The organism is Janthinobacterium sp. SUN120 (assembly GCF_030397735.1).
Taxonomy (GTDB): Bacteria; Pseudomonadota; Gammaproteobacteria; order Burkholderiales; family Burkholderiaceae_D; genus Janthinobacterium; species Janthinobacterium kumbetense.
This window is the reverse complement of record NZ_JAPUBW010000005.1, coordinates 280,573-302,552: the sequence shown is the minus strand read 5'-3', so window position 1 is coordinate 302,552 and position 21,980 is coordinate 280,573. Positions and strand designations below refer to the sequence as shown.

At 65.9% G+C, this 21,980-nt stretch carries 20 protein-coding genes; 1 reads left to right on the top strand and 19 read right to left on the bottom strand.

Annotated features, from left to right (window positions below; genetic code table 11):
• From O0879_RS24100 to O0879_RS24060, 9 genes are all read right to left on the bottom strand, one after another.
• Positions 1–672 carry a TetR/AcrR family transcriptional regulator gene (locus O0879_RS24100; RefSeq protein ID WP_034758777.1) on the bottom strand — a complete coding sequence of 224 codons (672 nt, stop codon included), beginning with the start codon at positions 670–672 and terminating at the stop codon, positions 1–3.
• A 138-nt stretch (positions 673–810) separates the two neighbouring features.
• The gene (locus tag O0879_RS24095; protein WP_289919176.1) at positions 811–1,440 is read right to left on the bottom strand and encodes a phasin family protein; all 630 of its coding nucleotides are present in this window, start codon (positions 1,438–1,440) and stop codon (positions 811–813) included.
• Between the two features lie 135 nt (positions 1,441–1,575).
• Entirely contained in the window at positions 1,576–5,211 is a 3,636-nt protein-coding gene (locus tag O0879_RS24090; RefSeq protein ID WP_289911950.1) for an EAL domain-containing protein, read from the bottom strand.
• Positions 5,212–5,513: 302 nt separating this feature from the next.
• On the bottom strand, positions 5,514–6,470 hold the full coding sequence (locus O0879_RS24085) for an alpha/beta fold hydrolase (protein ID WP_289919175.1): 957 nt from the start codon (positions 6,468–6,470) through the stop codon (positions 5,514–5,516).
• Positions 6,467–8,101: a GMC family oxidoreductase gene (locus O0879_RS24080; protein WP_289919174.1), complete on the bottom strand. Its 1,635-nt coding sequence runs from the start codon at positions 8,099–8,101 to the stop codon at positions 6,467–6,469. Before O0879_RS24080 ends, O0879_RS24085 begins: the two co-directional genes overlap by 4 nt.
• A gap of 7 nt (positions 8,102–8,108) precedes the next feature.
• Positions 8,109–8,636: a hypothetical protein gene (locus O0879_RS24075; RefSeq protein ID WP_289919173.1), complete on the bottom strand. Its 528-nt coding sequence runs from the start codon at positions 8,634–8,636 to the stop codon at positions 8,109–8,111.
• 72 nt (positions 8,637–8,708) lie between these two features.
• Positions 8,709–9,914: an MFS transporter gene (locus O0879_RS24070; RefSeq protein WP_289919171.1), complete on the bottom strand. Its 1,206-nt coding sequence runs from the start codon at positions 9,912–9,914 to the stop codon at positions 8,709–8,711.
• Positions 9,915–10,004: 90 nt separating this feature from the next.
• Complete coding sequence (locus O0879_RS24065; RefSeq protein ID WP_289919169.1) at positions 10,005–10,907, bottom strand: LysR substrate-binding domain-containing protein; 903 nt, start codon at positions 10,905–10,907, stop codon at positions 10,005–10,007.
• On the bottom strand, positions 10,904–11,668 hold the full coding sequence (locus O0879_RS24060) for an RNA methyltransferase (RefSeq protein ID WP_070254993.1): 765 nt from the start codon (positions 11,666–11,668) through the stop codon (positions 10,904–10,906). The genes O0879_RS24065 and O0879_RS24060 overlap by 4 nt, the downstream gene beginning before the upstream one ends.
• 195 nt (positions 11,669–11,863) lie before the next feature.
• Here O0879_RS24060 and O0879_RS24055 point away from each other — a divergent pair, with 195 nt between their 5' ends.
• Positions 11,864–12,646 carry an inositol monophosphatase family protein gene (locus tag O0879_RS24055; RefSeq protein WP_035826389.1) on the top strand — a complete coding sequence of 261 codons (783 nt, stop codon included), beginning with the start codon at positions 11,864–11,866 and terminating at the stop codon, positions 12,644–12,646.
• A 75-nt stretch (positions 12,647–12,721) separates the two neighbouring features.
• On the opposite strand, the gene O0879_RS24050 is transcribed toward O0879_RS24055, so the two are convergent.
• The 10 genes from O0879_RS24050 to O0879_RS24005 form a co-directional block, all read right to left on the bottom strand.
• Positions 12,722–13,654, bottom strand: coding sequence for a type II secretion system F family protein (locus O0879_RS24050; protein ID WP_289919218.1), 933 nt, complete (start codon positions 13,652–13,654; stop codon positions 12,722–12,724).
• Positions 13,655–13,681: 27 nt separating this feature from the next.
• A complete protein-coding gene (locus tag O0879_RS24045) occupies positions 13,682–14,650 on the bottom strand; it encodes a type II secretion system F family protein (protein ID WP_289919165.1) in 969 nt (322 codons plus the stop codon).
• 6 nt (positions 14,651–14,656) lie between these two features.
• Positions 14,657–15,946 carry a CpaF family protein gene (locus O0879_RS24040; RefSeq protein ID WP_289899369.1) on the bottom strand — a complete coding sequence of 430 codons (1,290 nt, stop codon included), beginning with the start codon at positions 15,944–15,946 and terminating at the stop codon, positions 14,657–14,659.
• 120 nt (positions 15,947–16,066) lie between these two features.
• Complete coding sequence (locus O0879_RS24035) at positions 16,067–17,227, bottom strand: AAA family ATPase (protein ID WP_077401700.1); 1,161 nt, start codon at positions 17,225–17,227, stop codon at positions 16,067–16,069.
• 37 nt (positions 17,228–17,264) lie between these two features.
• Positions 17,265–17,543 carry a pilus assembly protein gene (locus O0879_RS24030; RefSeq protein WP_099664842.1) on the bottom strand — a complete coding sequence of 93 codons (279 nt, stop codon included), beginning with the start codon at positions 17,541–17,543 and terminating at the stop codon, positions 17,265–17,267.
• Positions 17,544–17,552: 9 nt separating this feature from the next.
• On the bottom strand, positions 17,553–19,064 hold the full coding sequence (locus O0879_RS24025; RefSeq protein ID WP_289919161.1) for a type II and III secretion system protein family protein: 1,512 nt from the start codon (positions 19,062–19,064) through the stop codon (positions 17,553–17,555).
• A 31-nt stretch (positions 19,065–19,095) separates the two neighbouring features.
• On the bottom strand, positions 19,096–19,923 hold the full coding sequence (gene cpaB, locus O0879_RS24020; protein WP_289919159.1) for a Flp pilus assembly protein CpaB: 828 nt from the start codon (positions 19,921–19,923) through the stop codon (positions 19,096–19,098).
• A gap of 42 nt (positions 19,924–19,965) precedes the next feature.
• The gene (locus tag O0879_RS24015; RefSeq protein ID WP_289911968.1) at positions 19,966–20,526 is read right to left on the bottom strand and encodes an A24 family peptidase; all 561 of its coding nucleotides are present in this window, start codon (positions 20,524–20,526) and stop codon (positions 19,966–19,968) included.
• 116 nt (positions 20,527–20,642) lie between these two features.
• Entirely contained in the window at positions 20,643–20,816 is a 174-nt protein-coding gene (locus O0879_RS24010) for a Flp family type IVb pilin (RefSeq protein WP_071650303.1), read from the bottom strand.
• 204 nt (positions 20,817–21,020) lie between these two features.
• Complete coding sequence (locus tag O0879_RS24005) at positions 21,021–21,710, bottom strand: response regulator transcription factor (protein WP_253192842.1); 690 nt, start codon at positions 21,708–21,710, stop codon at positions 21,021–21,023.
• Positions 21,711–21,980 lie beyond the last annotated feature (270 nt).

The following is a 21,980-nucleotide window of genomic DNA, read 5'->3' as shown; positions in this document are numbered from 1 at the left end:
TCAGTCGTTCTTGAGTTTGGTCACATACTCTTCCGACAGTTTGCGAAACAGCAAATGCGTTTCATTGCGCAAATACGGCCCGATCAGGGACAGCACCTGGTAACAGCCGCGCGCCAGCGCATCGGACATCGATTGCTGCTCGCTGTACTTGCGCGGGTTGCGCACATATTCGTACGACAGCCAGTAGGTGGCAACGACCACCATATTCGTCGCCATCGCGGCCACTTCCATGTCCGACGCTTCCAGCGACTGTTCGCTGCGCAAGTCTTCGCACAGCTGCGTGGCCACCTTGATCTTGTGCGCCAGGATCAGCTTGAAGTGCAATTCCAGCTTGCGGTTGCGCGACAGCAAATCGTTGAGGTCGCGATAGAAGAAGCGGTAGCGCCAGATCAGTTCGAACATCAGGTGCAAATACAGCCAGACATCCTCGATATTCGAGCGGCGCCCGTCGGGCACGGTCAGGATGCGTTCGATTTCCGCCTCGAACTGGACGAAGATGGAATTGACGATGTCGTCCTTGTTACGGAAGTGGTAATACAGGTTGCCGGGCGAAATGTTCATCTCTTCCGCAATCACGGTCGTCGTGATATTCGGCTCACCAAACTCATTGAACAGGCGCAGCGACAACTCCAGGATGCGTTCGCGGGTACGGCGTGGTGCTTTTTGTAGCATGGCGGGCAATCTCTCTGTGTTCTGCCTCAAGCATACCACCTAAGATAGCTGTAATGAAACACTCCGCCCCCGGGTGCCGGCGAAAAGCCCGGGCAAGAAAAAGCCTGCTCGCGCAGGCTGGAGGGATGCGGCACCGGCTCAGGCGGCCGGCGCTTTTTTCTTCGCCGCCGGTCTCGCCGCCGGCTTGCTCGCCGGCTTGCTTGCCGGCTTGCCTGCCGCTTTGCTGGCCGGCTTGGCCGCGGCCCGCGGCGCGCTCCGGGCTGCCGGCTTGGCCGGGGCCTTGACGACGATCGCTTTCGGCGCGGTTTTCAGTGCAACTTTCGGCGCCGCCTTCACGGCGGGCTTGGCCGCGGCCTTCGGCTTGGGCGCAGGCGCGGCCTGGGCCGACAGCGCCGCCACTTGCCGGCTCAAGGCCTCGATCTGCGCATGCAGTGCGGAAATATCCTGTTGCGTGGGCACGCCGATGGTGGCCAGCGCACGCGCGACACGCTCTTCAAACACCTGTTCCAGCTTGTCCCAGGAGCCGCTGGCCTGCTTGCCCACGCCATCGGCCAGCTTGCTGACACTGTCGCTGACGCCGGAAACCTTGTCTTCGGCGCGCTTCTGGAATTCCGTGCCTTCCTTCACCAGCCGGGAAAACACGCGTCCACCCTCTTCCTGCGCCTTGGCGAAGGCGCCCAGACCCGCTTGCCAGATCTGCTGCGCGGACGAGCGCACGGCGTTCGCCAATTCCTTGTCTTCCGCCAATTCCTTCAATTTCTTCACCATCGCCAGCTCCCGTCATATGAAAGGCCATGCCACTTCATGGATACTTTTTATTCTAGTGAGCAAAACTAGAGACGGGAGTCTAATCCGATAGAAAGCTGCCTCGGAAGGTGCGCCAGCGCACGCAGCGGCCAGCGCCTAGGCCGCCGCCTTCACCTGGCCATGCAGCAGCTTGTGCAGGCGGAAGCCTTCGCGGATATTCTCGCGCAGCACGGCGCCTTTCCACGGTTTCGTGTAGAAGCGGTCGACGGCGCCGCGGTTGATGGCCGCCATAATGGGCGTCAGGTCGGCAAAGGCCGACAGCATGATGCGGAAGGTGTCGGGACACAGGTGCTTGACCCGTTCCATGAATTCGGTGCCGCTCATGAGCGGCATGCACTGGTCGCACAGGATCACCTGCACCTTGTGGCGCGCCAGGATGTCGAAGCCTTCGGCGGCCGTCTGCGCCGTGAGGATGCGGTAGCCGTCCTGCGCCAGGAAGTCGCTGAGCACGTCGAGCATGAACACATCGTCGTCGACGATCAGCAGGGTTTGCTGCTCTTCGCCGGCGGCATCCTCAGGCGCCTGCAGCAACTTGCCGCCCATCAACATCTGCTCGAATTCCTCATGCGGCACGGGGCGGCTGAAATAATACCCCTGCATCTCGTCGCAGCCGTGGCGCCGCAAATAGGCCAGCTGCGCGTCGTTTTCCACGCCTTCGGCGATCACTTCCAGCTTCATGCTGTGCGCCATGCTGATGATGGCCAGCACGATGGCCGCGTCGTCCGGATTGCTGGTGACTTCGCGCACGAAGGCGATGTCGATCTTCAGCTTGTCGATGGGGAAGCGCTTCAGGTAGGCCAGGCTGGAATAGCCGGTGCCGAAATCGTCGATGGAAATCTGGATGCCCAGCGCCTTCAGGTTGCGCAGCACGGCGATGGTTTCCTCGGCGTTCGACATCAGCGAGCTTTCCGTCAGTTCCAGCTCCAGCAGTTCGGGCGCGATCTCGTATTTGCGGATGGCCTTGAGCACCTCCTCTTCCAGGCCGCCGACGAAAAACTGGATGCCCGAGACGTTCACCGACAGGTGCACGGGCCCGATGCTGCTGGCGCCCCACTCGCTGATCTTCTTGCACGCTTCGTCGAGCACCCAGTTACCGACGCGCACGATGAGTCCCGTTTCTTCCAGCAGGGGGATGAACAGGGCCGGCGAAACCATGCCGTGACCGGGGCGGCGCCAGCGTATCAGCGCTTCGGCGCCGCTGATGCGCCCCGAGATAATATTCACCTTGGGCTGGAAGAACAGCACGAATTCCTCGTTGTCGATGGCGCGCCGCAGGGCGTTTTCCATGTCCAGCCGCGCCATCGACTGCGCATTCATTTCGGCCGTGAAGAAGCGGAAGGCGTCGCGGCCCGCCTCCTTGGCGCGGTACATGGCCGTGTCGGCATATTGGATCAGGGTGTCCGCATCGACGCCATCGTCGGGGTACACGGAAATGCCGATGCTGACCGTCACCGTCACTTCATGGCCCTGCAAGTCGAAGGGCTTGCGCATCGCCTCGCGCACCTTGTGGACCACGCCCACGGCATGCTGGGCGCCGTCGGGCAGCACCAGGATGGTGGCAAATTCGTCGCCGCCAAAGCGGCCGATGGTATCGCGCACGCGCAGGCAATCGACGAGGCGGCTGGAAAACTGGCGCAGCAGGTCGTCGCCGATGGTGTGGCCCAGGGTGTCGTTGATATTCTTGAAGCGGTCGATATCCATGAACAGCACGGCCACGGCCCACTGGTGTTCGGCCGCCTGGGCCAGGGAATGGGTCAGCGAGACGTAGAACTGGCTGCGGTTCGGCAAGCCCGTCAAGGTGTCGAAATGGGCCAGCTTCATCAGGCGCTGCTCGGCATCCTTGCGCTCGGTGATGTCGCGCGCCACGGCCACCAGGATCCAGCTCTGCCCCGAGCGCAGGGTGCGCCGCTGCACTTCCACCGACAGCGGCGAGCCGTCCTTGCGCTGCAACTGCAATTCCGTCATCGGCCCGCCCTGGTCGCCGGCCAGCAGCTTGTTGTACAGCTCTTCCAGCTGGGATTCGCCCTCGTGCGCGCGGCCAGGCCCCACGCGCAGGAAATCCTCGCGCTCGAAACCGAGCATGCGGCAAGCCGTCTGGTTGACGTCGACGAAGCACATGCCGGCGCGGTCGACGAGGAAAATCGCGTCGGCCGTGGCGTCCATCGCCAGGCGGAAGCGGCGCAAGTCTTCATCGAGGCGGATGCGCGCCGCCATGTCCAGTGTCAGCTGCTCGTGATGGCGCTTGATCTCGTCGTACAGCAGCAGGTTGTCGTAGGCGACGGCGATCTGCGCCGCCACCGTGGCGGCGACCCGCTCGTCGACTTCGGAAAATTCAGTCGCCCCCAGCTTGTCGACCAGGTACAGCCAGCCGTGGCTGCGTTCGCGCGAGGCGATGGCCACGCCCAGGAAGGAGTGCACGGGCGGGTGCGTGTCGGGCAGGCCCAGCGCGCCGGGGTCGCCCTTCAAGCCATTGACCCGGTAGGGCTGGCGCTGCTCCAGCAAGCGGTTCAGGATGCCCGTGCGCGGCGCGCTGGCGATGCGCTCGAGGTTTTTCTCGGCGCCGCACGAAGAAAAATAGCTGAGCTTTTCGGCGCCCTCTTCCAGCACGCCGATGCAGGCGTACTTCGAGACGCAGATATTCTGCGCCACCTTGCAACCGGCCTCGATCAGGGCGCGCGGATCGCGTTCGGCGCCCAGCTCGATGCCCAGCTCGATCAAGGCCGTCAGGCGCAGGCTGACCGCCTGCAAGCTCGACAGGGAACGCGACAGGCGCTCCGTCATGACGCCCAGGTCTTCGGGGATGGCGGCCTGGCCCTCGCGCTGGCTGGCCAGCTGCGAAATCTGCTGGCTGCTCGATTCGAGTTCATCGAGATAGCCGCTGACCTGGTGCTCGATGCCCGCCAGCTTGCCCGAGGCGGGAAGCGCCGCGCCGCCGGCGCCCGGCGCCCCCGGCACCTGTGCCGCCGCCGGCATCAGCCCCAGCGCCTCGTTGACGGTGCGCACGATGACCTCGGGATCGGACGGCTTGGGCAGCACCCAGCGCACGCCGCAGGCCTGCGCCAGCAAGATCGCTTCCTGCTCGCGGTAGGTGGCCGTATAGAAGATGATGGGCACGTCGGTCAGCGCGGGATCGGCGTGCACGCGCGTGACGAATTCGTAGCCGTCCATGTTCGGCATGAGGATGTCGGAAATGATCAGGTCGGGCCGCTCGGTGCGCAGGATTTCCAGCGCGTCGGCGCCATTCGCCGCTTCCAACAGGCGGTGGCCGCCGTAACCCAGCAGCGCGGTCAGGAACTCGCGGTTCAGCACATGATCATCGACGATCAGGATGGTGGCTATGTCGTTTTTAACTGGCGTCGACGGCGCCCCGGGTAAAAAAGACTCCAGCTCCGCAACAAAAAGGTCGGGCTCGATCGGCTTGCCGATGTAGCCATTGAAACCCGCCTCCAGCAGGCGTTCGCGGTCGCCCACCATGGCCAGCGCCGTCACGGCCAGGGCCGGGATCGCGCGCAGCCGCGGGTCTTTCTTCAGCTCCGCCACCACGCCGTAGCCATCGAGCTTGGGCAAATGCACGTCGCAAATGATCAAGTCCGGCAATTCGCTGCGCGCCATGCGCACGCCCTCTTCGCCGTCATAGGCTGCCAGCGGCGTGTACCCGAAGGCGCGCAGCAAATACACCATCAATTCCATATTGGTGGCGTTATCTTCAATAATCAGGATACGTGCGGACAATTAGCGCCCCCAATAAAAACTGCATGGACTCATTTTCCGCCTGCGTTCAACTTTCCGCATGCGCGGCTAACATAACAATCCTATAACATCTTGCCATACATCCAGAAAAATATCTGTGCGCAGGGTACCTGCAGAGCTTCGCAAGCGGCCTCGGGAAGAAATTTCCGCCAGCCGTCTTCTGACGTTAGCTTAATACAGTACGCCAGTGGAAAACAGCATTTTCTGCCCGTGGCGCTGTTAAACACGGGCAACAGCAGAGTCAAAAGAGACAGTCTTGCCATGCAGATAAAACACAACAGGATTCAGGCAAAACGGGGGGAAGATGGGGGCTGGGCGACTTCGGTCTTGATAGTGATTTCTTCCAACAGCTGACGCAGCACGCGCGCATCGCTGGCCAGCGCCACGTGGCCGATGCCGCCGAAGGCGAGATTGCGCGCGCCGGGCAAATGCGCGGAAGATTGCGGCGCGACAATATTATCGTGGTGCGAGTAAATCGAGGTGATCAGGGCGCGCGTTTCCGGCGTCTCGCTTGCGGCCAGCTGCGCCAGCCAGCCGCTGGGCGCGCCATGGATACGGCTCATCTGGCGCGCATTGGCGCCCGCCGCCACATTGGCCAGCGCCGTGCCGTGGTGCGGCGTGCCGATGGTGACGATGCGCGCCACGCGGGCCGCGCCGTAATGGCGCAGCCAGGCGCGCGCCACCAGGCCGCCCATGCTGTGGGCGACGATGATGGCGCGGTCGCTGCCCGTGCGGGCGCACAGCGCCGCGATGGCTTGCTCGACCTGCGGCACGAACTCCTCGATATCGGCGCCTATCGGTTCCAGGTCGACGCCGTCGTGCGCGATGCCGGCCCGCGCCAGCTGCCGGCTCAGCTGCGCCCAGTAGCCGCGGTTGCACACATAGCCGTGGATCAGCAGCACCGACAAGCCCTGGCCAGCGACGGTGTCGGCAGCATGCAAACGCGGACGCAGCATGCCCCACGACGAGGCCCACAGCGTGGCGCGCAACTCGCCCAGGAACAGCCGCGCGGCGCCCCGCATACCCAACTGATGCTCCGGCGGCACGGGGCTGCCAAGATGCCGGCTTTCCCGGAAATTGCGCGCCACGACCAGCGCGCGCACGGCCAGCAGCATGGCGCCCGCCAGCAGCAGGGCCAGCACCGGCGACGCGACGCCCCAGACATGCATGGCCAGGTACGCCACCGCCAGCACGGCCAGCACCTGCAGCAGCATCAGCCACTTGAGGATGCGCGCGATCATGCCGTGCCTGCGACGGGAACGGGCGCCGGCTTGCCCGTCAGTTCCCGCGCCAGGCCGCTGGCCAGGCGCGCGGCCAGCGCATACAGCGTCAATTGCGGATTGGCGCCTATCGAGGTGGGGAACACCGAGCCGTCGTGCACGGACAGGTTGCGCACGCCGTGGTAACGGCCGTCGGCGCCCGTCACGCCCAGGCGCGCATCGTCCGACATGGCGCAGCCGCCCATCACGTGGGCCGATACCACGCGCGCCAGCAGCGCCTTCATCGGCAAATCGCCGATGGCCTGTTTCGCCTGCGTCCAGCTGGTGTAATGGCTGGCCAGCTCGTGCACGGGATACACGCTCCGCGCGCCGGCCGCGAACTGGATTTCCGCCATCGACAGCAGCGCGCGCCGCACGCCATCCCAGATGAAGGGTGTGAGCGGATAGTCGAGCACGGGCGCGCCGAAGCTGTCGATCGATACGCTGCCGCCCGCCGCTTCATGGTGAAAACCGTCGCGCAGCAGCGCCAGCAAGGCGTGCGCATGGGGGAAGTCGCGCATGGTGCGCGCATGCTCGTCGCCGAAGCCGCCCATGGTGGTGGCCATCAGCAGCGGATGCAGGGGCGGCGCTTCGAGCTTGTAGCCGATGGGGCCATCGATGGGCGCCGTGTGGAGGAAATGGTCGGAATAAATCGTCTGCGGCGCGCCGGCATAGGCGTCGACGCGCTGCTTGAACAAACCCGCCGAAATCACCGTCGGATGCAAGAAGGTGCGCCGCCCCAGCAAGCCGTGCGGATCGGGCGCCTGCGAGCGCAGCAGCAGCGCGGGCGAATTGATGGCGCCGCCGGCCAGCACGAAGTGCCTGGCGCGCAGCGTCAGGCGCACGCCCGTGGGCGCCTGCCCGGCAGCATCGAGCGCCGTCACCAGCAGGCTGTCGATGCGCTCGCCCTTGAAGCTGAAACGCTCGGCGCGCGCATGCACGAGCAAGCCCGCGCCCAGCGCCAGCGCCGAGGGGATCGTCGTCACCAGCATCGATTGCTTGGCGTTGGTCGGGCAACCCATGCCGCAGTAGCCGAGGTTCCAGCAGCCGTTCACATTGCGCCGGATCGCGGCCGTGGGGATGCCCAGCGCCGCGGCGCCACGCCGCAACAAGTCGTTGTTTTCATTCGGCGGCGCGGCCCAGTCGCTCACGTGCAGGCGTTTTTCCATCATGGCGAACCACGGCGCCATGGCGTCCACGGAATAGCCGGACAAGCCAAAATGCTTGCGCCAGTAATCGAGGGTGCCGGGCGGCGTGCGGAAGCTCGACGTCCAGTTGACGGTGGTCGAACCGCCCACGGTGCGCCCCTGCAAAATGTTGATGGCCTTGTCGCGCGTCTTGCGCGCGGCCGATTCCTGGTACAGCGCGGGATAGGCGTCCGCTTCGCGCATCTTGAAGTCGCGCGAAGACTTCAAGCCGCCCTCTTCGACGATCAAGACCTTCAGGCCGGCCAGCGCGAGGATTTCCGCCGTCACGCCGCCGCCGGCGCCGCTGCCGATGACGACGACATCCGCCTCCAGGGTGCGGTCGGCATTCAGGGTGCTGGCGTCGGTGACGTTCCAGCCGCCGGCCACGCCGATGGCGATGGGATCGGGTATGGGGGATGTGCTCATGGATGCCTTATGCGCTCAGTTCGGGCAGCGGTCCCGGATAGCCGATGGCGGCCCAGTGGGCGGCATCGGCATACCAGGCGCCGAGGATCAGGTCGTGCAGGGCCAGGTAGGCCGTCTGCAAGGTGGCCAGGCGGTGCGTGCGCCACGCCTGCAGGAAGGCCGCCACCTGGGCGGGGTCGGCTTCGCGCCAGCCATCTTTTACGCCGGCGACGAAGCGCCGCGCGGGCGCCAGCGCCAGCAGGCCGAACAAATCCTGCACTTCCTGCTGCGCCGCCAGCGGCAAGCCGCGGATGGCCGTGTCCACGCCGGCGATGGCGCCATCGAGCGCCGCGGCCCGCGCGGGGGTTTCCCGCGGCAGCGCGCTGCCCAGCATGGCCGGCACGATGGCGGCCAGCGCCGCGCGCGCCGCGCCATCGAGCACGAAGCGGCCAGGGGGCGCCGGTCCGCGCACCAGCCGGTACGCGGCGCCGCCGGCGGCCAGCGCGCAGGCGCCGAGCACACCCAGTTTCAGAAACGATCTGCGTTGCATTGCCATGTCTCCCCTTGTTTTATACCGCCTTTTGCAGGCCAGTGTACGCCAAAGGCAGTGGGCGTTTGAACGCAAAAACTAGAGCGGAGAGTCTAGTTTTTGCGACTGAAACCACAGCAGCAGCATGGCCAGCAGCGCCGCCAGCGCGCCGCCGATGGCGATGCTGGGCAAGCCGAAGGCAACGATCAGCGCACCGCCCAGCGCGCCACCAAGCGCCGTGCCCGCATTGAAGGCGGCGATATTCAGGCCCGCCGCCACGGCGTCGCTGCCCGGGCAATGCCGCCGCGCCAGGCGCAGCAAACCCATGGTCGACAGGGTGACGAGGGCAAAGAACAGCAAGCCCAAAGTGCCGCACAGGGCCAGCATGGCCAGGGGATGGGTGCGCAGCAGATAAAAGGCCAGCAGATTGAGCGCCAGCGCGGCCAGGGCCAGCATGGTGGCGCGCAGCGCGTGGGGACGATCCGCGCACCAGCCGCCCAGCAGGTTGCCGCCGATGGCGCACGCGCCAAAGCACAGCATGGCGGCGCCCAGCCAGCCCGCATCGAGCCCGCCCAGCTGCAGCAGGAAGGGCGAGACATACGTGAAAAAACTGAAAGTGGCCACGCTGACCAGCGCCGCCACGCCGGCCGCCAGCAGCATGGGCGGTTGCAGGATGGCGCGCAGGCTGGCCAGGGCCGATACGGCCGCGGCCTGCTGGCGCGCGGCCGGCATGGCCAGGCGCAAGCCCGCGCCGCCGCACAGAGCCAGCACGCCGATCACTGCAAATACCCAGCGCCACGACGCGACGGCGCCCAGCCACGTCCCCAGCGGCACGCCGCCCGCCAGCGCCAGGGTCAGGCCCAGCCAAACGATGGACAGCGCCCGGCCCGCGCGCGACGGGTCGACCAGGCTGGTGGCCGCATGCGAGGCGATGGCCATGAACACGCCATGCGCGAGGCCGACGGCAAAGCGCACCCCCAGCAGCGCGCCCAGCGCCGGCGCGGCCGCCATGGCCACGCTGCCGGCCGCCAGCACGAGCATGGTGGCCACCAGCACCTGGCGCACGGGCCGGCGCGCCAGCAGGGCCGTCAGCACGGGCGCGCCGATGGCCGCCCCCAGCGCATATGCGGCGATGGCGCCGCCGGCCGCCGCCACGCTGGCGTGCAGGTCGCGCGCCATGGGCGTCAGCAGGCCGGCGGCGATGAATTCGCACAAGCCGAAGGCAAAGCTGCACAGGGAAAGCAGATAAATGGAGAGTGGCAGCGCGGCGGACGGCAGCGCTGTGCGCGAGGACATGGTGGACATGGCAGTTCCTGACAATCAAAACGCCATGCTGGCCCCGCGATCACCATCTGTAAAATATCTTATTTATCTTGAAACGAGACGTTCAAAGTCTCACTGCGGGGAAAAGTGCCGCAATTGCGCCAGCAACCGCTCGCGCACGGGGGATGTGCGCCGCGGATCCCACGCCATGTACAAGTCGAGCTGGCGCAGCGGCGCGGGCGCGCCGCTTGCCAGCGGCAGCATGACGACGCCCGCCGGCATGGACGCCGCCAGGCTGGCCGGCAGCAGGGCCGCACCAAAACCGGCCGCCACCAGTCCCAGCACCGTTTGCAAACGGCGCGCCTGCTGCGCCACCTGCGGCACGAAGCCCGCATGCAGGCACAGGCTGGCCAGCTGGTCGTGGAAACCCTGGCCCAGTTCGCGCGGCGAGGCGACGAAATCGTCACCGGCCAGATCCGCCAGGTCCACCCGCGCCTGGCCCGCGCAGCGGTGGTTCAACGGCAGCGCAACGACGATGTCTTCGCCGGACAGGCGCTCGAAGCGCAGTCCCGGCGTGCTGCGCCCCGGCGCGCGCAGCAGGGCGATATCGACCTCGCCTTTTTCCAGCCACTCGACCTGCTGCTGCGTCGACGCTTCGCGCAAGGTGAATTGCACGGCGGGCGAGGCGGCGCGGAAGGCGCGCAAGGCCGTCAGTACGTGGGCGTAGGGCGTGATGTGGATGAAACTGAGGCGCAAGTGGCCCTCGATGCCCTGCGCCACGCGGCGCGTGGCGGCCACGCCCTCTTCCAGGCTGGCCAGCACCTGGCGGGCCGTGGCCAGGAAAGCCGTGCCGGCCGGCGTCAGGCTGACCTTGCGGTTGGTGCGCTCGAATACGGGATAGCCGAGCGCTTCTTCCAGCCGCAATATCGCCTGCGACAACGGCGGCTGCGCCATGTGCAGCCGTTCGGCCGCGCGGCGGAAATTGAGTTCCTCGGCGACGGCGATGAACTGGCGCAGCAGCCGGGTTTCTATCATGGGCCTTTTTTCGCCACCGCCAGGATATGCCGGGCGATGCCGCGCAGGATATTGACTTCTTCCGTTTCCAGCCCCGTGCGCGAAAACAGGCGTTTCAGCCTTGGCATGAGTTTTTTCGGGTTGTCGGCGTCGAGGAAATCGATGGCCACCAGCGCCTGTTCCAGGTGCGCATACATGCCGTCGACCTGCGCCAGGCTGGCCGCGTCGCCGTGGAAACCGACGGGACTGGCGATTTGCCCGTCGCCGAGGGCCGCCACGCGGCATTCGTAGGCGACGACCTGCGCCGCCTGCGACAGGTTCAGCGAGGAATACTCGGGATTGGCGGGGATGTTGATCAGCACATTGCACTGCTCGACGATCTCGTTGGGCAAGCCGAAGCGCTCGTTGCCGAAGATGACGGCCGCGTGCAAGTCCTCGCTGGCCGCCAGCTGCGCGGCGATGGCGCGCGGCGCCGTGACGGGCGGCGAAAATTCGCGCAATCGGGCCGAGACGGCCGCCGCGTAATTGCAGCCTTCGAGCGCCTCGGCGATGGAGCCGACGATGCGCGCCCCGGACAGGATATCCTGCGCGCCGCTGGCGAAAGCCACCGCTTCCGCGTCCGTCAAGGCATCGGGAAAGCGGGGATTGACCAGCACCAGATCGGAAAAACCCATCGTTTTCATGGCCCGCGCGACGGCGCCAATGTTGCCGGATCGACTAGTTTCGACAAGAATAAATCGCAGGCGTTTGAAAAGAGACGTGTTGATTTCGGGCAGATTCATTTAAAATAGCGCTATTGCGCGGTATCGATACAGGAAATTTCGGGAAACGGAGTCACAAAACGCTGACTCCAGGCCGGGATTTTAACCACTTCGGCACCGCTCCGCTCTTTAATTCATTCTTGCACTCTATCGTACCGGCGCCGAAAGGCGACGCTGGGCGGTCGCGTGCTTTTAACGGAAGCTCACATGCACCCAATGCTCAACACGGCGATCAAAGCCGCCCGCCGCGGCGCCGCCGTCATCAATCGCGCCTCTTTTGACCTCGACCGCGTCGTCGTCACGGAAAAACAACATAACGATTTCGTCACCGACGTCGACCAGGCGGCCGAACAAGCCATCATCGAGGTGCTGTCCAAAGCCTACCCGGACCACGCGTTCCTGGCTGAGGAATCGGGAGCTTCCGCCAACTCGCACGACGAGAATGAATATCAGTGGATCATCGACCCGATCGATGGCACCACCAACTTCATCCACGGCTTCCCGCAATACTGCATCTCGATCGCCCTCGCGCATCGCGGCGTCGTCACGCAAGCCGTCATCTACGATCCGGTACGCAACGACCTGTTCACGGCCACGAAGGGCGCCGGCGCCTACCTGAACGAAAAACGCATCCGCGTCACCAAGCTGGACCGCATCTCGAACGCCCTGCTGGGCACCGGCTACGTGGCCGGCAGCGCCCGCGCGCTGGACGAATACCTGAAGATGTACGCGATCATGGGCGAACGCAGCCAGGGCGTGCGCCGCGCCGGCTCGGCCGCGCTGGACCTGGCCTACGTCGCTTGCGGCCGCCTGGACGGCTTCTACGAAAAAGGCTTGAAGCCTTGGGATATCGCCGCCGGCGCCCTGATGATCACGGAATCGGGCGGCATCGTCGGTGAATTTTCCGGCGAATCGGACTACCTGTACAAGGGCGACGTCATCGCCGCCAGCCCGAAGATCTTTGGCCAGATGATCACCCTGCTGACGCCATTCGCCTGATTGCCAGGCCCGCGCTGATGTAACAAAAGCTGCCGGAGGCGACTCCGGCAGCTTTTTTTTCGGCCCGGCCAGTCTTCAGTTGCCGCGCATGGCCGGCAGCAGCACGCGGTAAATCTGCAGGAACGCCGGCCCCATCAGCACGACCATCAGCGAGGGGAAGATGAAAAAGATCAGCGGAAACAGCAGCTTGAGGGCGATCCTTGCCGCCGTTTCCTCGGCCCGCTGGCGCCGCTTGGTGCGCAGCTGGTCGGACTGCACGCGCAGCGACGCGGCGATGCTCGTGCCGAAGCGCTCGGCCTGGATCAGCAGTGTCACCAGCGCATCCACATCCTCCACTCCCGTGCGCAGGGCCAGGTTGCGCAAGGCCTTGTCCTTGGCGCTGCCGGCGCGCAATTCCAGCGTCACCAGTTGCAGCTCTTCGGCCAGGACCGCGCTTTTCAAGCCGATTTCCTGCGCCACGCGCGCCAGCGCCGCATCCATCGCCAGCCCCGCTTCGACACACACCGTCATCAGGTCCAGCGCATCGGGAAAGGTTTCGAACACTTCGCGCTGACGCTGTTTCAGGCAGTGCGACAGCCAGGCATTGGGCAGGTAGTAACCGAGGGCGGCCGCCGCGACCAGCCACAACAGCATATTGTGTCCGCCCTGGCGCAGCAGAAAATACGCCAGCAGCGGCAAGCCCACGAACAAGCCTGTCTTGGCCGCGTAAAACAGCGCAGGTGCGGCCTGGCTGCGCCAGCCGGCATGGACGAAGCGGCTGCGGATGGGCGAACTTTCCCAGCCCTCGTCCGGCAGCGACAGCCTGGCCAGCGGGCGCGTCAGGCTGACGGCGTGCGCCAGCCAGCGCCGCCTCGCATGGCGCCCGCTGTCGCCGCCGGCGCCCGCATCGCCCAGCGCCTGCAGCCGCTCCTGCACGGCACTGCCCGTGCACAGGCGCAACACCAGCAAGGCCAGCGCGAAAACAATCAGGAACAGCAGGCCCAGCAAGGCCAGCTGCGCCGTACTCATCGTGCTCATCGTGTCTGTTCTTTCATCTTATACCCGGATATTGATAATTCTTCTGATGCAGATCACGCCCAGCATCAGCAAGCCCAGCGATACTCCAACCATCTTGCGCCCGCCCCCATCCGTGTACAGCACGGCAATAAACTGCGGATTCATCAAATGCATCATCAGCGCCGCGCCAAACGGCAACAAACCCAGGACCCAGGCCGACATGCGCCCTTCGGCCGACAGCACGCGCACCTGGCCCAGCAATTTCAGGCGGTCGCGGATGATGGCGCTGATGCTGCTCAGCAATTCAGTCAGGTTGCCGCCCGTTTCGCGCTGGATCAGCACGGCGATGACGAAATAGCGCAAATCCGTGCTGGGCACGCGCGCGGCCAGGTTGCCCAGCGCATCGGCCATGGCGACGCCGAAACTGACTTCGTCGAACACGGCGCGGAACTCGTCGGCCAGCGGCCCCGTCATTTCCTCGCCCACCATTTTCAGTGCGGTGGGAAAGGCATGGCCGGCGCGCATGGCGCGGCTCATCAGGTCGAGCGCGTCCGGCAATTGCTGCTCGATGCGCACCAGCCGCTTGCTCCTGGCGCGGCGCACCAGCAGATATGGCAGCGCGGCGCCGCCCGCGGCCAGGCCCAGGCGCACATACCATGGCAGCGGCAGCGCGCCGGCCAGCAGCAGGCCGGCCGTCCCGCCCAGCAGGCAATAGCCCAGAAAAGTGGCCACGAACCAGCGCATGCCCGCCTGCAGCAGCAGCTGGTCGAGGCGCCGCGCGCCGGGCAAGCCTTCCAGCACGCCGTGCAACAAGGGATGGACGCTCAGCGGGCGCTGCTTGGTGATCGACAGCGCCTGTTCGCCATCGCTGGCCGTGTACATGGCTTGCAGGCGCCGCGCCACCCGCGCCGCGCCCGCTCCCCGCGCCGCTTGCCACGCCAGCCAGGCGCCAGCCACCAGCAGCAGCACGGCCAGGAAAAGGAACAGATAGACAAGGTAGGAAAGCATGGCCGGTCAGCGCCCCGCCGCGGTGGGTTCGAACAGGGCGGCCGACACGCCGATGCCAAAGCTGTTCAGGCGATCGAGGAAGCGCGGGCGGATGCCGCTGGCCGAGAAATGCCCGACCACCGCGCCGCCCTCGGCCACGCCCGTCTGCCGGAAACTGAAGATTTCCTGCATCGTGATGACTTCCCCTTCCATGCCCGTGATTTCCTGGATCGACGTGACCTTGCGCTTGCCGTCGATCAGGCGCGACACTTGCACCACCACCGACACGGCCGAGCTGATCTGTTGCCGGATGGCCTTGCTGGGCAGGTTGGCCGCCGCCATGCTGATCATGTTTTCCAGCCGCGTGATGGCGTCGCGCGGCGTATTGGCGTGGATGGTGGCCATCGAGCCTTCATGGCCCGTGTTCATCGCGCCCAGCATGTCGAGCGCCTCGGCGCCGCGCACTTCGCCCAGGATGATGCGGTCCGGGCGCATGCGCAGCGCATTGCGCACCAGCGCGCGCTGGCTCACCTCCCCCTTGCCTTCGATATTCGCGGGCCGCGTTTCCAGGCGCACCACGTGCGGCTGCTGCAATTGCAGCTCGGCCGCGTCTTCCACCGTGACGATGCGTTCCGTCTGGCCGATAAAGCCGGAAATCACGTTGAGCATGGTGGTCTTGCCGCTGCCCGTGCCGCCAGAAATGAGGATATTCATCTTCGCCTTGCCCAGGCCCTGCAGCACCTCGGCCATCTCGGCCGTCATGCTGTGGTAGGCGACCAGGTCGGCCAGGCGCAGCGGATCGACGGAAAACCGCCGGATCGACATCACGGGGCCGTCGATGGCCAGCGGCGGGATGATGGCGTTGACGCGCGAACCGTCGGGCAGGCGCGCATCGACCATGGGACTCGATTCGTCGATGCGGCGGCCCACGCGCGAGACGATCTTGTCGATGATCTTCATCAAATGGGCATCGTCGTCGAAGCAGACGTCGGTCAGCTCCAAGCGGCCGCCGCGCTCCACATACACCTGCTTGTGGCCGTTGACGAGGATGTCCGACACGCTGGCATCGGCGAGCAGCGTTTCGAGCGGCCCGAAACCCAGCATCTCGTGCTGGATGTCGCGCGTCAGGCTACGGCGCTCGGCGTCGTTGATGACCACCGCCTCTTCGTCCAGCAGGCGCTCGACCAGGCCGCGCAATTCTTCACGGATGCGCTCCTGCGACAGGCGCTGCATGCTTTCCAGGTCGACCCGTTCGAGCAGCAGCCCATGGATGCGCAGCTTGAGGTCGCGGTAGCCGTGGTTGTCGATGACGGCCATGCGTTGCGGCGCGAGCGCGGCGATCTTGGCGCTGCCGAGCCGTTCGCGGATGGACAAGGCGGCGATGGGGGAAGTAGCCATGAAGTGCTCCTGTTCTGGGATGGGGGGCAAGCGCGTGGATCAGGCGCGCCGCAGGACGCGGCCGAGCCAGCCCTGGCGCGCCGTGCTGGCCGCGCCGCCGGCCAGGCTGGCGGCGAACTCCTGCAGCGAGCGGGTGATCGGGCTGGCCTTGTCGAGCTGCAGGATAGGCACGCCCTGGTTGACCGAGGCGGCCGCCGAGGCGTAGTGATTCGGCACCGTGCGGTAGACCGCCGTGCCGTACGCCGCTTCCAGGTCGCGCAGGCGGATTTCGCCGCCCTTGTCGTGGCGGTTGACGATGATATGCACCTTGTCCTTCGCGTATTCGAGCGAGCGGAACATGCCCAGCAGGCGCTTGCCGTCGCGGATGTACGGCAAGGTCGCCTGCAGGACAGGGAAGATCATGTCGGCGTGATCCAGCGCGCGCACGCTGACGGCGTCGAGGTTGCGGCCCACGTCGAGCACGATGAAATCGTACTGGCGCCTGGCTTGCCGGATGACGGCGTCGATGTGCTCGGGCGCCACTTCGCTGGCGTGGGCCGGGTCCTCGGGCGCGGCCAGCACGCTGTAGTTGGGCAGGATGTGCAGCATGCTCGATGCCAGGAACGAGGCGTCGAGCCGGTGGATGTCGCGCGTGACGTCGGACAGCGTGGCCAGCGGCTTGTTCTCGGACACGAAGAGCGAGGCGTCGCCAAAATGCAGGTTCATGTCGATCAGGGCAACGCGCTGCTGGCCGCCGGCGGCCAGCGCATAACCGAGGTTGCTGGCGATGAAGGTGGCGCCGCTGCCGCCCTTGCAAGAGATGAAGGCCAGCACCTTGCCGTTGCCATGCTCGCGCCGCTCCAGCTTTTCCTCGATGCGTTCGAGCGCCGCATACAGGCTGGCCGGCGCGGCGGGAAACGGCAGCACGTCGCGCACGCCCGCGCGCATGGCCTGCAGCAGGAATTCAGGCGCCTGCTGGTGGCACAGCACGATGAAGGCCATGCGCGGATGCTGGTTGCTGAGGCGCTCGATGGCGGCCAGGTCGGCGCCGTCGTTCGACGGGCGGTCGAAGATCAGCACGTCGGGCAGCGATTGCGCCGCCTGCAGCGGTTCCAGCGTTTCGCCGCCCGCGTTGATCTCGTCGAGCCGGTTGCGGCTGCGCAGCAGCCGCCCCAGTTCGGACAGCGTTTTTTGATCCGTGGAATGGATGGCGATTTTCACGATATGCCTTGCTGGTTCTGTGGTGACGGTGCCAGCTTCACTGGCGCGCCCCGACGCCGATGGTGAAGGCGGCCCCTTGCGGCGCGGGCGCGGCAAAGCTTTTCTGGTACGCCGCGTAGGCGGCCTGGGCGGCCTTTCCGTCCATGCCTGCCACGGGATCGCGGTTCGCGCCCGCCTGCGGCGACAGCACTTGCCGCAGGCGCAGCTGCTCGACGCTGTGGCCGAACTGGCGGTCCAGGTTCGGCGTGGCGGCGCAGCCGCTGGCGGCCAGGGCGGCCAGCAGCACAGAGAGGAAAAGGGAAAGGGAATGCTGCATGATGTGCTCCTAGTGAGTGTCCGGGCCGGCGGGCGCCGTCTGCGTGGCCGCTTCCTGCCGTGGCCGTGGCGCGCCAGCACCTTCCATTTTTCCTTGCAAGAAGAACTCGCTGCGGCTGGGCGCCACATAGGCGTCGGTCGGCAAGACGATATCGCCGTCAAACGTGCCGTCGAGCGGCTTGACGAGGTGCGGTGTGATGATGAACACCAGCTCGGTACGGTCCGTCTGGAAATCGCTGCTGCGGAACAGCGCGCCCAGCACGGGGATCTCGCCCAGGAAGGGCAAGGCCTTGATATTGGTCGTCACATTGTTCTTGATCAAACCACCCACGGCAAAACTCTGGCCATCGAACAGCTGCACCGTGGTGGTGGTGCGCCGCGTGGTAAAGGCCGGCAACACGGCATTGGCGGCAGCGCCCCCGCCGGTGGTGATGCCGATGCCTTCGCGGTTCAGCTCCGATACTTCCGGCGCCACCTTCAGGTTGATGCGCCCGCCTTCCAGCACGGTGGGCGTGAACTTGACGGCGATGCCGAATTCCTTTTCCTCCAGCGTGATCTTGTTGGTGGTGCTGTCTTGCGCGACCGGAATGAAAATCTTGCCGCCCGCCAGGAAACTGGCTTCCTGGCCACTGATGGCCATGATGTTCGGTTCGGCCAGCACCTTCACCAGGCCGTCGCGCTTTTGCGCGTCGAGCGTCAGCCCGTTGCCATTCTTGCCGTGCACGGCGCCCAGCTGGCTGGGGTTGCCGCTGAGCAGGTTCGACAGCAAGCCGTAGGTCCAGTTGCCGCGCGTGCCGCTGATGCCCACGCTGGCGCCCAGCTGGTCGACCAGCGTCTTCGACACTTCGGCGATTTTCACTTCCAGCATGACCTGTTGCGGCGCCGCGATCGTCAGCATGTTGATGACCTTGACGCCGCCGGCCGCGCTGGCGGCGCCGTCGGCCGGCGCGGCCGCTTCGCCCGCGCCGCGCTGCGCATAGGCTTGCGCCATGTCGAGGATCTGGCTGGCCTTGACGCTGTCGCTCACCTGCCCCGACAGCACGATGCTGCCGCCGGCCGCGCCGGCCTTGACGGCGCGCTCGCCAGGGAAGACATAGGCCAGCTGCGCCTGCAAGCCCTCGACGTCGATCTCGACTTCAATATCGACGATCACGGGGCGCTGCTGCCGGTCCCACAGGATCAGGTTGGTGCTGCCCGGGGCCAGGCCCCAGACGAACAGCTGGCTGGACGAGCCCAGCATCCTGGCGCCGGCCACCCGCGGATCGTTGACGGCGATCTGCGACACCGGCAGGCTCAGGCTGCGCAAGGTGGACTTGCCCACGGCGATGCGCACGGGCGCGCCCAGGCGGGCGATATCGGCGCCCAGCGACATGGCCGGCGCCGCGACGGGCGACATGACGGCCTGCCGGGCCGGCGCCGCCGCGCTGGCGCCGCTTGGCCAGGCCAGGCTTGCCGCCGCGCCGCCCAGCGTCAGGGCCAGGCGCATGCCCGCACTCGCGGCGTGCTTACGAAATTTGTTCATCGATCATCCTTGCTCGCTTGCCTGCTGATTTTTAAAATTGCTGGACGCTCGTATCCATGCCCTTGATGACGGTGATGCTGTCGCGCGCTGGAGCGCGTGGGGAGGCCGCCTGGCGCCGCGCCGCGCGCACCGGCGCGGCCGCCGGCGCCTTCAGTTCCAGCAGCGACTCCTTGGTGGCGCCGCCCGTGGTGACGGGCGCCGGATCGACCTGGTTGCGCAGCACCAGCGACAGACTGCCCACGCTGCGCGCCAGGTCCAGCTTTTCCACCTGCTCCGGCGTCAGCTCCAGGGTCACGGCATTGACCACCTTGGGCTTGTTGTCGTCCCGGCCGGACTCTTGCGCCACGGCCAGCACCAGGATGCGTTCCAGCACGATCTTGGAAATGGCCAGCGGTCCGCCGCCCGCCGGCCTGGCGCGGTCATCCTGCGTATGCACGAGAATGTCGACGAAATTGCCCGGCAGGGCGAAGCCGGCCACGCCCACCACGTCGTTGACGCGCACGGTCATGGCGCGCTTGCCGGCAGCCACGATGGCCGACAGGCCGCCCGTGGCGCCGGGCGGCGCGAGCTTGCTTTCCAGCACAGGCTCGCCCTTGCTGACGGCCGTGCGCGTGATGCGCCCGTCCAGCGCGCCGGCCTCGCCAAACGCCCCCGGCGGCATGGCGCCCGCCGGCCAGTCCATGCCGCGCAGCATGGCCGGCGTCACCTTCGCGCCCACGCCGATATCGACCAGCGCGACCATCACCGTCTGGCTGGCCGGCGCGCCTTGTCCCGACATCCAGCGGGCCGCCGCCAGCACGGCGCCCCCCGCCATCAGCAGCGCCAGCAGGAGCACGATCGCAACGCGGCTATTTCTCATGATTTTTCCTCTTGGTAAAACTTGGGTTTCCGGACGGGTACATCATGCATAGCCGCCGGCCGCCAGGGCCAGCCAGATGGCGGTGCCGGCGGCAATGGCGATCGCGTACGGCAGTTTGCCGCCCGGCACGGCGGGCGCATCGACCCGCGGCACTTCGCCTGCGGCGGCGCGCAGCCAGCCTTGCAGCAGCAATTGCCGGGCATTGCTCATCGCCTGGCGCAGCGTGCCCTGGCACAGGGCGACGGCCAGCGCCAGCACGCCGCCCGCCAGCAGGCTGCACAGCACGGCAAACACGGCGGGGCGCGGGCCAAGAAAAGCCCCCACCATCGCCATCAGCTTGACGTCGCCCGCGCCCAGCGCCTTCATCGCATACATGGGCAGCAGCAAGCCCAGGCCGACGGCCAGGCCGCCCAGCGCCAGCCACGGCCCGGCCGGCGCCGCTCCGGGCCAGGCCACGCTGTTGAGCAGCACCCCAAGCAAGGCGCCGGAAAACACCAGCCGGTTGGGAATGCGCCGGCGGCGCACGTCATGCCAGACAGCCGCGGCAAGCAGCCCCCACAAGACTAAGGCGGGGCTGAACGTCCAGAAAGAATGAGGGTCCATCGTGTACCTGATGCAAGCCGATGGCATGACGGCATGCGCATCGTTGGGCGGGAAGTCGACAAGCCGGTGCGCAGGGGCAGCCGGCCTGTCGGGGTGCAGCGCGGTGGGCAAGCGCTTTAGATCGCCGCGCCCGTCAGTTTGGTGCCGATCGCCTTGAAGGCGCCATCGAGACCGGTAGTGAAATAGCCGACGGCCGTGACCAGCGCCGCAGCCACCAGCGCAGCGATCAGCGCATATTCGATGGCCGTCACGCCATCTTCTTCGGCGATAAAGTTTTTAATGAAATTCATATTATTCCCTTTCAGGTCAAGTTTTAAACATGATAAAAACTGAAAATACAGTCTGAAAATAAAAACATTCTCTTTGTTTTTATTTGCCAATTTCTGATGCGTGTATTTTATATAAACAAACATTAAATCGAATCAGAGAAAAGTCATTTTATGCGCAGTACAAACCATCTTAATTTTTTGTCTATAATCAGGACATATGTACTGTCACTCCGCATGGACGGGTTCGGCCAGCCGGTTGCGGGTGGCGTACACATATAATTCCAGGCGGTTGGTGACATCGAGCTTGCTGTAGATCGATGTCAAATGATTACGCAAGGTTTGCTCCGAGATAAACGCGCGCTGGGCGATCGCACGGTTCAGCGCGCCATTTCCTTCCACCATCATGGCCACGATCTTGCGCTCCTTCAGCGTCAGCCTGGCAATGCGCTGCTCTTCCGGGTCGGGCGCCGCTTCCGGCTTGTTCAGCACGCCCAGCATGCTGTCGAGCAGCGCCGGGTCCAGGCACAATTCGCCTTGATGCAGGCGGGCGATGGCGTCGACCATTTGCTTGACGGGCGTTTCCTTGCCCACCACGGCGCGCGCGCCGCTGCGCACGGCGCGCCCGCAGGCGGCCTGGTCCTGCGTGCCGCTGAACAGCAATGCGCGCGACACGCCATTGCCCAGCAGCTGCGGCAGATAATCGATGGCGCAGGCGCCGCCGCAGCCAAGATCGGCGTCGAGCACGATGACGTCGGGACACAGGGTGCGCGCCAGCAGCAGCGCGCTGTCGATCTCGGTGGAGCTGGCCACCACCTGCATCGGCGGCTGGGCGCCGGCGAGCAACTGCTCCAGGCCCCACAGCCAGGTCTTGTGGTCCGACACCAGCATGACGCGTATGACATTGTTTGTTGACATGCTTTACCTCTTTACTTGTAGCCCACTCCCATCGGGGAATGCTGTTGATCCGAATCGGCTTGCCTGCCTCGTCCGCGCGCGCCTTCTGCTGCCGCACGCGGGGGAAAGAAGTCATGGGGGCACAAAGGAAGAGGCCTTGGGCCGGCACGCGCCAACGCGGTGCGTGCCCCAGGGCAGCGGTCGCCGCATGCCGGGCGTGAGCCGATGGATGGGCAGCGTGGCCGGGGCGGGTGCGCCACGGGCGCGCCATCGCTGCTGCCACCGCTGCTG

What these genes read in the sequence shown, in the direction of transcription:
- O0879_RS24065 (WP_289919169.1), bottom strand. Translation starts at nt 10,907, where the DNA reads ATGATAGAAACCCGGCTGCTGCGCCAGTTCATCGCCGTCGCCGAGGAA.
- O0879_RS24095 (WP_289919176.1), bottom strand. Translation starts at nt 1,440, where the DNA reads ATGGTGAAGAAATTGAAGGAATTGGCGGAAGACAAGGAATTGGCGAAC.
- O0879_RS24005 (WP_253192842.1), bottom strand. Translation starts at nt 21,710, where the DNA reads ATGTCAACAAACAATGTCATACGCGTCATGCTGGTGTCGGACCACAAG.
- O0879_RS24070 (WP_289919171.1), bottom strand. Translation starts at nt 9,914, where the DNA reads ATGTCCACCATGTCCTCGCGCACAGCGCTGCCGTCCGCCGCGCTGCCA.
- cpaB (WP_289919159.1), bottom strand. Translation starts at nt 19,923, where the DNA reads ATGAGAAATAGCCGCGTTGCGATCGTGCTCCTGCTGGCGCTGCTGATG.
- O0879_RS24055 (WP_035826389.1), top strand. Translation starts at nt 11,864, where the DNA reads ATGCTCAACACGGCGATCAAAGCCGCCCGCCGCGGCGCCGCCGTCATC.
- O0879_RS24010 (WP_071650303.1), bottom strand. Translation starts at nt 20,816, where the DNA reads ATGAATTTCATTAAAAACTTTATCGCCGAAGAAGATGGCGTGACGGCC.
- O0879_RS24100 (WP_034758777.1), bottom strand. Translation starts at nt 672, where the DNA reads ATGCTACAAAAAGCACCACGCCGTACCCGCGAACGCATCCTGGAGTTG.
- O0879_RS24030 (WP_099664842.1), bottom strand. Translation starts at nt 17,543, where the DNA reads ATGCAGCATTCCCTTTCCCTTTTCCTCTCTGTGCTGCTGGCCGCCCTG.
- O0879_RS24075 (WP_289919173.1), bottom strand. Translation starts at nt 8,636, where the DNA reads ATGGCAATGCAACGCAGATCGTTTCTGAAACTGGGTGTGCTCGGCGCC.
- O0879_RS24025 (WP_289919161.1), bottom strand. Translation starts at nt 19,064, where the DNA reads ATGAACAAATTTCGTAAGCACGCCGCGAGTGCGGGCATGCGCCTGGCC.
- O0879_RS24060 (WP_070254993.1), bottom strand. Translation starts at nt 11,668, where the DNA reads ATGAATCTGCCCGAAATCAACACGTCTCTTTTCAAACGCCTGCGATTT.
- O0879_RS24015 (WP_289911968.1), bottom strand. Translation starts at nt 20,526, where the DNA reads ATGGACCCTCATTCTTTCTGGACGTTCAGCCCCGCCTTAGTCTTGTGG.
- O0879_RS24080 (WP_289919174.1), bottom strand. Translation starts at nt 8,101, where the DNA reads ATGAGCACATCCCCCATACCCGATCCCATCGCCATCGGCGTGGCCGGC.
- O0879_RS24040 (WP_289899369.1), bottom strand. Translation starts at nt 15,946, where the DNA reads ATGGCCGTCATCGACAACCACGGCTACCGCGACCTCAAGCTGCGCATC.
- O0879_RS24085 (WP_289919175.1), bottom strand. Translation starts at nt 6,470, where the DNA reads ATGATCGCGCGCATCCTCAAGTGGCTGATGCTGCTGCAGGTGCTGGCC.
- O0879_RS24050 (WP_289919218.1), bottom strand. Translation starts at nt 13,654, where the DNA reads ATGAGTACGGCGCAGCTGGCCTTGCTGGGCCTGCTGTTCCTGATTGTT.
- O0879_RS24045 (WP_289919165.1), bottom strand. Translation starts at nt 14,650, where the DNA reads ATGCTTTCCTACCTTGTCTATCTGTTCCTTTTCCTGGCCGTGCTGCTG.